Here is a 12,870-nt window from a genome sequence, read left to right as displayed (position 1 = left end):
AATAATTAAGCAGCGTATTTCTTCAATGCCTTCACCAACGCTTCATTTTCTGCAGCCGTACCTACTGTTATGCGCAAACACCCTTCACACAATGTCACACTGCTGCGGTTACGTACCACGATACCTTCCTGCAGCAGGAAATTATAGATGGCGTTGGCATCCGTTACCTGTACCAACAGGAAGTTGGCATCGGAAGGATACACTCTTTTAACCACCGCCAGGGTAGGCAACAGCTTTTCCAGCTCCCCTCTTTGTGATACGATCTCCTTGATCATATCATTCACCTGCCCTACTTCTTCCAGCGCCTGCAATACGAGGTCCTGCGAAGCCTGGTTGATATTATAAGGAGGTTTTACTTTATTCATTATCTCAATAATGGGCACGGAAGCAAAAGCGAGCCCTACCCGCAAAGCCGCCAGTCCCCATGCTTTGGACAAAGTTTGCATCACCACCAGGTTGGGATAATCTTCCAGTTCCTGGGTAAAGGACCGGAAGCGGGAGAAATTAATATAGGCTTCATCGATGACCACCAGGCCAAAATAATTATTCAGCAATACTTCAATATCATCCCGCTCCAGAGAGTTACCGGTAGGATTGTTGGGCGAACAGATGAAGATCATTTTAGTCTGATCATCCACGGCCTCTTCAATGGCCGGCAGGTCGAGCTGGAAGGCTGGGGTTAACGGCACTTTTTTAATGGCTACATCATTGATGTTGGCGCTCACTTCATACATACCATAAGTAGGCGGACAAATAATAATATTGTCTTTCCCCGGATCGCAGAAGGCCCGTATCAGCACATCGATACATTCATCACTGCCATTACCGATGAAAATATGTTCGGCAGGAACGCCTTTTACTTCGCTTAATTTGTTCTTTACCTGCTTTTGCAAAGGATCGGGGTACCGGTTGTACCATTTTCTCAGTGGCGATCCCAGGCTGTTCTCATTGGCATCGATGTACACACTCGCCTCTCCCTTAAACTCATCACGGGCAGAGGAATAGGGTACCAGTTTCTTGATATTATCTCTTATTATATTATTCAGATCAAAGCTCATTGTTTCGTTTTTTGAAGTTCGTGAATCAGGGCCGGCAATCGGCAATCGGCAGTCGGCAATGGATGCGTATCTTAGTAAAGATCCGACAACCAGTAACTCCCATCATTTCAGCATCCGTATTCTTACTGCATTTGCGTGCGCTTCCAGTCCTTCTGCTTCGGCCATCAGTTCTACGGTACGGCCGATGTTTTGTAATCCCTGCCTGGTAAGCTGCTGGAAGGTGATCTTTTTTACAAAACTGTCCACGCTTACCCCGCTATACGCTTTGGCGTATCCATTGGTAGGAAGGGTGTGGTTGGTGCCGCTGGCATAATCGCCCACACTCTCCGGTGAATAATGGCCCAGGAATACCGATCCTGCATTCACTACTTTTCCGGCCAGCTCATTGGCATTGTTGCAGGCCAGTATCAGGTGTTCTGCTGCATATTCATTCAACAGGTCAATAGCGTCAGCTTCATCCTTCATGACAAAGATCTTACTATGCTCCAGGGCTTTGGCCGCAAGGTCTTTCCGTGGCAATAAGGCCAGTTGCTTATCAAGCTCCTCCTGCACACTTTTGACTAAAGACTCCTGACTCACGACTAATATTACCTGGCTATCCACGCCGTGTTCTGCCTGGCTCAGCAGGTCGGCAGCTACAAACGCGGGATCAGCACTTTTATCGGCATACACAGCTACCTCACTGGGGCCTGCCGGCATGTCGATGGCAATGCCCTCCTGTTGTATCAATTGCTTGGCGCAGGTAACATATTGGTTACCGGGACCGAATATTTTAGACACCCTGGGTACAGAAGCTGTTCCATAAGCCATGGCGCCGATGGCCTGTACACCTCCTGCTTTGAACACGCTCGTTACCCCCACTGCCTGCGCGGCAAATAATATGGCCGGATGCAGTTTGCCATTTTTATCCGGAGGCGAACAAAGGATGATCTCCTTACAGCCTGCCAGCCTGGCTGGTATACCCAACATCAGGATGGTGGAGAATAAAGGAGCGGTACCACCCGGAATATACAATCCCACCTTTTCAATAGCCACGGATTTGCGCCAGCATTGTACACCGGGCATGGTTTCCACCACTTCAGGTTCGCTCAACTGCTTTTTATGAAAGGTCTCAATATTGGCTTTGGCAGTCAGGATGGCTGTTTTCAGGCCCTCGTCCAATGAGCCGGCTGCTTCCCGGACCTCAGCTTCACTAACGAGCAGTTGATCAATTGTTGCTTTGTCGAACTCCCGGGTCAATTGCCTAACCGCTTCGTCGCCTTTTATTTTAACCTGCTGCAGGATACCACTCACCACTGTCTCCAGTTTGGCGGCCTCTGCCACAGGCCGCTGCAGTAAAGTATTCCATTCACTGCGGGCCGGGTTATCAAATACTTTCATAAACGCGTAATATTATTGTGCTTTCGGATTGGTTTGATGCGCTGATTTACCGGTGTATTCATTTATATTATCATTTTCTCAATGGGAACCACCAGGATACCCTGTGCACCGGCAGCTTTCAGCTGTTCGATGATATCCCAAAAGGTATCTTCACTCAATACGCTGTGTACACTGCTCCAGCCTTGTTCGGCCAGGGGTAGTACAGTCGGACTCTTCATACCGGGCAGCAGGCTGATGATCTCTTTTAATTTATCGTTGGGTGCATTCAGCAGCACATACTTGGTGCGCTTGGCTTTTTTCACGGCACGTATGCGGAACAGGAGTTTGTCCAGTAATTGCTGCTGTGCTGCACTGAGTTGGTTGTTCTTGATGAGTACGGATTGCGACTGGAGAATGGTTTCTACTTCCTTCAATCCGTTCATGAACAGTGTGGATCCACTGCTTACCAGGTCGGCCACTACATCGGCCAATCCTATGCCGGGTGCAATTTCTACGGAACCGCTGATCTCGTGGATCTCAGCCTGTACATTGTTCTTTGCCAGGAAAGTATTGACGAGGAAAGGATAGCTGGTGGCGATGCGTTTGCCTTGCAGGGAGGTTACACCTTCGTATTGCTGGCCGCGGGGCACAGCTACGGACAGGCGGCATTTGCCAAAGCCCAGCTTTTCCACTACTTCGGCCTGTTTGTTCTTCTCAAACAATACATTCTCACCTACGATACCAATATCCGCAACTCCATCTTCCACGTACTGGGGAATATCATCATCGCGCAAGAAGAATACTTCCAGGGGAAAATTGTCTGCTTCTGTACGCAGGCGGTCTTTTACATTGCGCAGGTCAATTCCGCACTCTTTCAACAGCTGTACGGAATCTTCATACAAACGTCCTGATTTCTGAATGGCTATTCTTAGCATCTGATCCTTGTTTTTGATTGGTGGTAAAATAAAAAGGGCTTACCTGCGGTAAGCCCTTTACTATAATATGGCACTGAACAAAGCACCACCGGCCTACCTGGAAGGGTAAGTATGATGATGGTGATGTATGTGCGTAAATATGTTCATTTCGAGTCGCAAAAATAGGACATCCTTTCTTTTAGCAAAAAATATTTTTAGGCCTATGCCTTTTGCCACCCGGCAATTTATAATAATATGTTTATCAACCGCCTTTTGCGGGTATTCCTATAAGCATTCCGCCACCTGTCATATATCCAAGCAAGGGAAAAATCCACAATACTTAACTTGTTGCCATGGCCGCACAGGGGCCGCAACTGCCTGTCGTCTAACAGTTGATCAACCAACCAGTCAATCCTAACTATTCATAAACTGCACAACTCATGAGAAAGCTCTTAGTAGTCTTTTGCCTTTTTGTAGTGACCTTCTGTTCAGCCCAGGACGAAGGTTATAAAACACCCCCCAAAGAAATTGCCGACCTGCTGCTGGCCAAGCCCACGCCAGGTGTAAGCATTGACGGAAAAGCGGAATGGATGCTCCTGATGGAAAGGAATAGCTATCCCTCCGTGGAAGAACTGGCCCAGCCCGAATTGAGGATTGCCGGTCAACGGATCAACCCCAACAACTTTGCCCCCAGCCGCCAGAACTTCATCAACAACTTTACGCTGAAAGACATCAAGGCCGGTAAAGAATTTCCCGTAACCGGGTTACCTGTCAACCTGCTGGCTGGCAATGTAAGCTGGAGTCCCAATGAAAAGAAGATCGCCTTTACGCATACGTCCAACAAAACGGTGGACCTGTATGTAATCGATGTAGCCACCCGTAAGGCTACGAAGGTCAACAAGCAGCCGCTCAATGTGATCCTGGGACAGGATTTCACCTGGATGGATGACAATACGCTGCTGTATAAAACAACTTTACAGCCTGCCAGCGCTGCTCCCGCCAAATCCTTAACACCTTCGGGGCCTGCCATCCAGCAGAACCTGGGCAAGGTAGCGCCCAGCCGCACTTACCAGGATCTCATCAAAACACCGTACGACGAACAGCTGTTTGCATTTTACAGTACGGTTCAACTGGCTAAGAATGTGAATGGTGTAGAGACCAAAATTGGCAAACCCGCCATTTATACTTCTTTTAGCCTTTCACCCGATAAGAAATACATGCTCACCCGTGTGATCAAAAAGCCATTTTCCTACCTGGTGCCTGCTTTCGGTTTCAACTCTACTGTAAATATCACGGACCTTACAGGTAAGGTAATAAAGACGGTAGCTGAGCTTCCTTCTTCCGAGCTCTCCCCTTCCGGATATGACAATGTATTGAATGCACCCCGTGGGTTCGACTGGCGCGATGATGAAGCGGCTACAATCGTGTGGAGTGAACCACTCGACAGCGGTATGTACAAAAGCAAAACTGATTTCCACGATGTCGTATACGCTTTGAGCGCGCCCTTTACGGGTACGCCCAAAGAGTTGTTGAAAACAACCTGGCGCTTTGGCGGCATCACCTGGGGTGATGAAAACCTGGCACTGGTAAGCGAGCGTTTGCAAAGCAAACAAAGCACACGGCTCAGCCTGTACAATCCCTCCACGGGCAAACTGGAAACCTTACAGGAGCGCAATATGACGGATGCTTATAACAGTCCCGGCTTTCCTGTAACGGTAAAAAACAAATACGGCCGTCAGGTAATAAAACTGATCGACAATGGCACCAAGCTGTTGATGAACAACCCGGTGGGTAGCTCACCCAAGGGGGACCTGCCTTTCCTCGCCAAGTTTGACCTGAAGACCAGGAAAAACGAAATCATCTGGCGCTGCCAGGAGGGAACTTATGAAAGCATCACAGATGTACTGGATGTAGACAAACTGGTATTGCTCACACGCCGTGAGTCGCAGAAAGACATGCCCAATTACTATATCAAGAATTTAGTATTGCGGGTGGCCGACCAACCCATTACCAGCTTTGCCAATCCCTATCCACAACTGGATGGCATTGTGAAAGAAAAAATATCATACAAACGTGAAGATGGTGTTGACCTGACTGGCAGTCTCTACCTGCCCAAAGGTTATGATCCCAAGAAAGACGGTCCTTTGCCTGTATTGATGTGGGCTTATCCCCGCGAATTCAACTCTGCTGCTGATGCGGCACAGATCCGTGGTTCCAAAGACCGCTTTACCCTGATCGGTTACGGTGGTCCCATTTTCTGGGTTACGCAGGGATATGCGGTACTGGACAATGCCGAGTTTCCCATTGTAGCAACTGATTCTACCAAGAAACCCAATGATAATTTCATCGATCAGTTGAGGATGAATGCAGAAGCAGCGATCAACAAACTGGCTGCGATGGGTGTAGGCGACAGGAACCGCGTGGCGGTGGGTGGCCATAGCTATGGCGCCTTCATGACGGCCAACCTGCTGGCGCATACCAAACTGTTCAAAGCCGGTATCGCTCGCAGTGGCGCTTACAACCGTACGCTCACTCCCTTTGGCTTCCAGAATGAGGACCGCACTTTCTGGCAGGCGCCTGAGCTGTATGCAGCCATGAGCCCCTTCTATCATGCTGATAAGATCAAAACGCCCCTGCTGCTGATACACGGTGAAATGGATGACAATCCAGGCACCTTCCCCATCCAGAGTGAACGCTTATTCAATGCGGTGAAAGGTCATGGTGGTACGGTGCGTTTTGTAAGCCTGCCCTATGAAGCGCATGGTTATCGCGGGAAGGAAAACCTGCTGCACCTGCTGTATGAGCAAAACGCCTGGCTGGACAAATATGTAAAGAACGCCGACAAGAATCCTGTTGGCGGTGGCAGTAATAAGAAAGCATTTTAAGAAGTCGGAAAGACGGGAAGTCGGAAAAGTCCGAAAGTAATACAGCCCTACTGGTTTCTTCTTTCGGACTTTCGGTCTTACAGACTTCCAGACTATAAAGAAGGCCTTCTCAATTGTTGTGCGACTTGAGAGGGCCTTCTTTCTCTACAACCAAAACTACCAATCAACATATTTGCAGGGCAGGCATTAATTGCCCTATAGTTATCCGGTATGGATGTTTTAGTGTGGGCCGCTCTGCTTCAGGTGCAGCGGCTCACGCTTTTATGTATACTATCATAACAATCATATATCGTGCCCGGGTGCCATTATGCTGTTAAAGAAATGCAAAAGGAAAAATCTTTTGTACCTTCCTGTTACCTAAAATTCATGCACACATGAGGTCAATAATCCTGCTACTGGCACTTGCCATGCTAACGACTGTTGCTATTGCACAGAAAAACAATGCCTTCAATGGGCTCGATGTAAACCTGGGAAATATCTACCGGGTATCCAATGCCAAAACACGCTCCATTAGTCCTGAAAACTTTACCGGTGAGCCCGGCAAAGGGGGATGGCCACCCTGGAAAACGGCTCCGCCAAAAACGAAGCGCGGGAACTGGGACAGGGATGGAAAGTGAGTCCATACGTGGTCATTAAAAAGGGCACCACCTTCACCCTGGGCGAGATCACTGGCTCAGGAGCTATTCAACATATCTGGATGACGCCTACGGGCAACTGGCGTTTCTCTATTCTCCGTTTTTATTGGGATGATGAAAAAGAGCCTTCTGTGGAAGTGCCTGTTGGGGATTTTTTTGGCATGGGTTGGGGTGTCTATGCCCCCCTCAACTCCCTGGCGGTGACAGTGAATCCGGGTAGTGCCTTTAATTGCTACTGGCCAATGCCTTTCCGGAAGAAATGCCGGGTGACGCTGGAGAATATTGCCGCTGAAGATATGCGCATCTATTACCAGATCGATTATACGCTGACGGAGGTGCCTGATGATGCGGCTTATTTCCATGCCCAGTTTCGCAGGAACAATCCTACCCAGGGTGGCCTTTACACGATGATCGATAATATCAAAGGCAAGGGTCAGTATGTGGGCACGTATATGGCCTACGGCATTCACAACAATGGCTGGTGGGGTGAAGGAGAGATCAAATTCTTTATGGATGGAGATACGCAGTTCCCTACGATCAATGGCACAGGGACAGAAGATTATTTTTGCGGCTCTTACAACTTTGATGTGAAAGGCAAATACCAGGAATTCAGCACTGCCTATGCCGGCCTGCACCAGGTGATTCGTCCTGATGGGCTCTACACCTCGCAGCAACGCTTTGGCATGTACCGCTGGCATCTTACTGACCCTATACGCTTCGAAAAGGAACTGAAGATCACCATGCAGGACCTGGGTTGGAAGAGCGGCGGCAGGTACCTGCAGCAGCAATCAGATATCAGCTCTGTCGTGTTCTGGTACCAGTTGGAACCACATACCAGCTTTCCTAAATTACCCGGCAGGGATCTGTTGGAGCAGAATTGAAGACGTGAATCGTAAAACGTCAATCGTGGATAGGTCGCTGAAAAAAGAAGGGTCTCCCGTCCGGAGACCCTTAGAAGAGACTGATTTAACCCCCTAAACCCGTCTTACTAAATCTTACTAAAAATGTAGCAGGATGCCTGCTCCATCTCTTGACATCCGTCAAGGCCTTATCGTTGCAGACACCTGCATTTTTTTATGACTTTATCAGTCTGCCTCCTGCAGAAGGGCGGAAAAGGCGGCTTCGATAAACTCAGTCCTCATTGCAAAGCGGGATAAACGTTGGTATTTACCGTACACCGGCTGTATTAAAACCGGACAGTTTCAGGGCCTTTTAATACGTCCAATAAACTATTTATCAATCGCTTACATAACTGGCACCGTTTTTACCACGAATAATGTCGTAGCCACGTTATTCCTGTTCATTTGGTAAACAACTTCAATATGTTCAAAAATCACCTGAAAACTGCCTGGCGCAACCTTGTTAAGAATAAATTCTATTCGGCCATCAATATTGCCGGCCTGACCGCAGGCCTCGCAGTGGGCATCCTGATCTTGCTATGGGTGCAGGACGAACTGAGCTTCGACCGCTTTCACAAGCAGGCCGACAATATCTACAAACTGGAAAACCAGGTAGGCACAGGCGCCAGTGTACAGATATGGACAGCCACTGTAGCGCCCATTGGGGTGATGGGAAAGGAACAATTGCCGGCGATCGAAGAAATGGTACGCTGGTGTGGCGGCGGCTATTATTATTCCATGATGTATAAAGAGAAACGCCTGGATATTGACAAGCGCATTATGGCCGATCCTGCTTTCTTTACCATGTTCAACTTCCCGATCATTAAGGGCAATGCAGCGAACCCTTTTCCCAATATTTACAGCGTGGTGTTGACTGAAACAGCCGCTAAAAAGCACTTTGGCAATGAAGACCCTATAGGTAAGGTCATCGTAGCTGATAAGACCACCAATTTCACGGTTACAGGCATCACCAAAGATGTACCCAAGAACTCCACTATCCAATACGATATGGTGATGCCCCTGGAATTGATGACCCGTTTACAATACCAAAACCGGACGGATGGCCGGACAATGGAAAACGATTTCCATCAATTCAACTATTTTACCTACTTCAAATTGAAACCAGGCACCGACCTCCCAAAGCTGGCTACGGACCTGCGTAATATCCACCTGCGGAATAAAGCGGATGATACGGATATCAAATACCAGTTCCTGCGTGTGCCCGATATGCACCTTTATCTGTCGGACGGCAAAGAAGCAGGTATGGAGACGGTGCGCATGTTTACCTGGATCGCTTTGATCATCCTGATCATTGCCTGTATCAACTATGTTAACCTCAGCACGGCCCGCTCCATGCTGCGCGCCCGGGAAGTGAGCATGCGCAAGATCGTAGGCGCCGCCAAATGGCAACTGTTCCTGCAATTTATCGTAGAGACAGCCCTGCTGTTTGTACTGGCGGCGATACTGGCTATTGGGGTCATCAATGTGTTGTTGCCTTTCTTTAACCAGTTATCAGGCAAAGAACTGGAGCTGAACCTGCTGGATTATCGCTTATGGACCTTGTTGCTCGCCATTATTACAGGGGCGCTGATCGTTTCCAGCATCTATCCCGCCCTGCTGCTTTCTTCCTTTGAGCCTTTGAAAGTATTAAAAGGAAAAATGAATGCACGCATCAGTGATGCCTTGTTCCGGAAAGCATTGGTAGTAACCCAATTTGCCTGCTCGGTAGCGCTCATTATCGGTACGCTCATTATCAGCAATCAACTGCAATACATCCGTTCACGCAATCTCGGTTACGACAAAGAAAATGTACTGAGTATATGGGTGCGTAATGGAAGCCCTGACTATACTACCATCAGGTCTACCCTGATCAGTCAACCCGGTGTATTGGATGTGGCCCGGGCTGATGATAATATCATCAGCCTGTCCAACCAAACAGGTAGCAACTGGTGGCAAGGAAAGGGAGCGGATGAGACCATGATGATGCATCCTGTTGGTATTTCAGCGGATTTCATACCCTTCTTTAAAATGCAACTGGTTGCGGGGGCCAACTTCACGGGCACGCCAGCGGATTCAGCGCACTTCATACTCAACGAAACGGCAATACGGCAGGCAGGCATCAAGGACCCGATTGGCAAGCCATTCAAATTATGGGAAACGACCGGTACTATTACAGGCGTAGTGAAGGATTTTCATTATGCTTCGATGAAAAACAAAATAGAACCGGCTATCTTTTATACGCAAACAGGAAAAAATGCCATGGTCTATATCAAGACCACGGGCAAGGATGCACCCAAGGCCATTGCTGCCGCTGAAAAAGTATGGAAGCAATACAACACAGAAATGCCTTTCAATTATCATTTCCTGGACGAAACCTTTGATAAACTCTATACCAGCGAAACCCGCACCGGCACTATCTTCAACATTTTTGCCATCATCGCCATTGTTATTTGCTGCCTGGGATTGTTGGGACTGGCTGCTTATACAGCCCAGGTACGCACCCGGGAAATCGGTATCCGCAAGGTACTGGGCGCCAGTGTAGGGGGCATCATCCGCTTACTGGCCAGGGACTTTATTACGCTGGTACTGATCTCCATCGTAATCGCCGCACCAATTGCCTGGTATACCATGAACAAATGGCTGCAGGATTTTGCCTATAAAATAAATATTGCCTGGACGGTATTCCTGCTGGCGGGTATCATCGCCATTTTCATTGCTATCCTCACCATCAGCTTCCAATCGATCAAAGCCGCCTTGGCCAACCCGGTGAGGAGTTTGAGAAGCGAGTAGAGAATACAGAATTCAGAATACAGGATACAGAATCGTTTGCTTCGATAGGGTACGGGAAAAGAGAAAACAGCAACGAACTACACTTTTATACAATGCAAAAGGGGAAACATCGATTGATGCTTCCCCTTTTTCTTTTGATCCTGTTACTTTTTCTGTACGCAGTATCTTGTATTCTTCTGTATTCTGTATCCTGTATTCTTGCCCTCCTTACTTCTTCTTCTCCGCCCTCTTCATCAGTTCTGCCACGGGGATGGCCATCTGGCGGCCCACTTCCTGTTTCCCTTTGTAGGTAACGACCTTCAGCGTCACGGCATCTTTGGGCGGTGTGATAGCGCCGGTATATTTTGGATAGAAGCGGTCGGGGAAGGAATTATCGAAGCTGTAATAGATATCCAGTCCTTCTACCTCGGTAGTCAATTCCACTTTAAGGGCGCCTGCTGATGTTTTAGAAGCGCTGATGATGGGATCGTACATACTGCGGGCATATTTCTTCTCCGCCACATCATAGCGCTGGAAATGCTGCTCTACGCGGCCGATGAAGTTATTCCAGTCTTTCTTTGCTTTAGGCGACCATACGGCCTCTGCCACGGCAAAAGACCGGGGCCAGACCATGTATTGCAGGTGACGCATATTGTAGATCTGCTCCGTCCACAGGTTGGCTTGTCCGCCTTTGATCAGGGTAGGATTCACACCGTCGGGGACCGGCTCAAACTGGTAGGCGCTTTTCAACCGTACGGTGCTGTAAACCGGCGGCTCGATAGCGCCATCGCCCTGCATCAGGTCGATGTACACGTTGGAGTTGGGCGACATCACCACTTCATGACCTGCTGCGGCTGCTTCCTTGCCTCCCTTGATACCTCTCCAGCTCATGACGGCTGCGCCCGGGGCCAGCCCGCCTTCCAGTATCTCATCCCAGCCCATCATCTTTTTACCTTTGGACTCGATGATCTTCCCCATGCGCTTTACAAAATAGCTTTGCACCTCATGCAGGTCTTTCAGTTTTTCCTTTTCCATCAACTGCCTGATGGCATCGCTTTTCTCCCAGAAATTCTTGGCACACTCATCGCCGCCCATATGGATATAACCAAAGGGAAACAGCTCCGCTACCTCTGTGAATACCTTATCCATGAAAGTGTATACATTTTCATTGGCCGGACACAGGGTATTGTCTATCAGGGCATAAAAAGTACCATCCCCATTCCATTGCATGAATTTCTCGCCTGAATTCACGCGGTAGGTGCCCGGTGTACAGGAAAGTTCGGGATAAGCAGCCACGGCCGCCATGCTATGGCCGGGAATATCGATCTCCGGCAGGATGTTCACAAAGCGGTCGCCGGCATATTGTACCAGTTCCCTGATGTCCTCATGGGTGTAAAAGCCGCCATACGTGCGGGGCTCATCAGCTTCCGGATTGGAGAAGCCGCCAAAGGTGCCCGTCTTATCCACCCGCCAGGCCCCTACTGAGGTGAGCTTGGGCAGGCTCTTGATCTCGATGCGCCAGCCCTGATCGTCGGTCAGGTGCAGGTGCAGCAGGTTGTATTTGTACCTGACCATATCATCAATAAACTCTTTCACCTGGGCCTTGGTAAAGAAGTGACGGGATACATCGAACATCAATCCCCTCCAGGCAAAACGCGGGTAATCAGTGACCCGTACAGCGGGCAGGGCCCAGCTTTTCTTTGCCACCACCGTTTTGCTTTCGATGTCTTTGGGGAACAATTGCAACAAGGTTTGCATGCCGTAGAACAGGCCGGCCACCTTATTGGCTTTCACGACTGCCCCGGTGGGCCATATTTCGAGGCGATAACCTTCGTTGCCCAGATCGGCCTCTTCGGCTTTATTCAGGGTAAAACTGATCACATTCGTACGGGTGGCGGCAGGGGTGGTTTGCACAACTGCCGCATAGCCTGTAGCCTTACGCACCTGCGCAGCAAAGAAGGAGGCCACCCGCAAGGCATCCGGATTACGGTCTGCGGCTTCAATACGGGTTTGTGCGGTAAACAGGAACTGACCTTCCCGCTTTTCGAGGGAAACAGGTTGCGGAATAATGGCTATCTCGGTAGCCTGTTGAGCAAGCATGGTGAGTGCAGTTAAAACATGGAAAATAACAAGGATCCCTTTTTTCATTGTGCAGGCTTAGTTTATACAATTTGGAAATGGTTCTAAAAATAGGGAATTATTGGAGAAACGTGAATCGGCAATCGTCAATCGGCAATAGTCCTGCTATTTTAAAGAGTTGATTAAATTCAGAGGATGAGGTCTCAGCAGCAAAAAGGTAGTAAAGCAGTATATTTTATCAAGAATCATTGCCGATTGACGATTGCCGAAAT

Annotated in this window: 8 protein-coding genes; 4 read left to right on the top strand and 4 right to left on the bottom strand. The window is 48.7% G+C overall.

From position 1 onward, the window contains the following. Positions 1 to 5: 5 nt before the first annotated feature. The 3 genes from hisC to hisG form a co-directional block, all read right to left on the bottom strand. The gene (hisC, locus tag D3H65_RS31950; protein WP_119054198.1) at positions 6 to 1,058 is read right to left on the bottom strand and encodes a histidinol-phosphate transaminase; all 1,053 of its coding nucleotides are present in this window, start codon (positions 1,056 to 1,058) and stop codon (positions 6 to 8) included. 102 nt (positions 1,059 to 1,160) lie between these two features. Then, entirely contained in the window at positions 1,161 to 2,438 is a 1,278-nt protein-coding gene (hisD, locus tag D3H65_RS31945) for a histidinol dehydrogenase (RefSeq protein WP_119054197.1), read from the bottom strand. Positions 2,439 to 2,500: 62 nt separating this feature from the next. Next, positions 2,501 to 3,352, bottom strand: a complete 852-nt coding sequence (hisG, locus tag D3H65_RS31940) for an ATP phosphoribosyltransferase (RefSeq protein WP_119054196.1) — start codon at positions 3,350 to 3,352, stop codon at positions 2,501 to 2,503. A gap of 419 nt (positions 3,353 to 3,771) precedes the next feature. Here hisG and D3H65_RS31935 point away from each other — a divergent pair, with 419 nt between their 5' ends. The 4 genes from D3H65_RS31935 to D3H65_RS31925 all read left to right on the top strand — a co-directional run bounded on the left by D3H65_RS31935 (position 3,772) and on the right by D3H65_RS31925 (position 10,540). Continuing rightward, positions 3,772 to 6,216, top strand: coding sequence for an alpha/beta hydrolase family protein (locus D3H65_RS31935; RefSeq protein WP_119054195.1), 2,445 nt, complete (start codon positions 3,772 to 3,774; stop codon positions 6,214 to 6,216). 374 nt (positions 6,217 to 6,590) lie between these two features. Further along, positions 6,591 to 6,833 carry a hypothetical protein gene (locus D3H65_RS33395; RefSeq protein WP_245999641.1) on the top strand — a complete coding sequence of 81 codons (243 nt, stop codon included), beginning with the start codon at positions 6,591 to 6,593 and terminating at the stop codon, positions 6,831 to 6,833. Continuing rightward, the gene (locus D3H65_RS31930; protein WP_245999640.1) at positions 6,767 to 7,732 is read left to right on the top strand and encodes a glycoside hydrolase family 172 protein; all 966 of its coding nucleotides are present in this window, start codon (positions 6,767 to 6,769) and stop codon (positions 7,730 to 7,732) included. Before D3H65_RS33395 ends, D3H65_RS31930 begins: the two co-directional genes overlap by 67 nt. 441 nt (positions 7,733 to 8,173) lie before the next feature. Continuing rightward, complete coding sequence (locus D3H65_RS31925) at positions 8,174 to 10,540, top strand: ABC transporter permease (RefSeq protein ID WP_119054194.1); 2,367 nt, start codon at positions 8,174 to 8,176, stop codon at positions 10,538 to 10,540. A gap of 207 nt (positions 10,541 to 10,747) precedes the next feature. On the opposite strand, the gene D3H65_RS31920 is transcribed toward D3H65_RS31925, so the two are convergent. Continuing rightward, positions 10,748 to 12,667 carry a beta-N-acetylhexosaminidase gene (locus D3H65_RS31920; protein ID WP_119054193.1) on the bottom strand — a complete coding sequence of 640 codons (1,920 nt, stop codon included), beginning with the start codon at positions 12,665 to 12,667 and terminating at the stop codon, positions 10,748 to 10,750. Positions 12,668 to 12,870: the final 203 nt, after the last annotated feature.

It is taken from the genome of Paraflavitalea soli, from assembly GCF_003555545.1.
GTDB classification, from domain to species: Bacteria; Bacteroidota; Bacteroidia; order Chitinophagales; family Chitinophagaceae; genus Paraflavitalea; species Paraflavitalea soli.
Note: the sequence above shows the minus strand (reverse complement) of the source record. Positions and strands in the feature narration are given on the sequence as shown.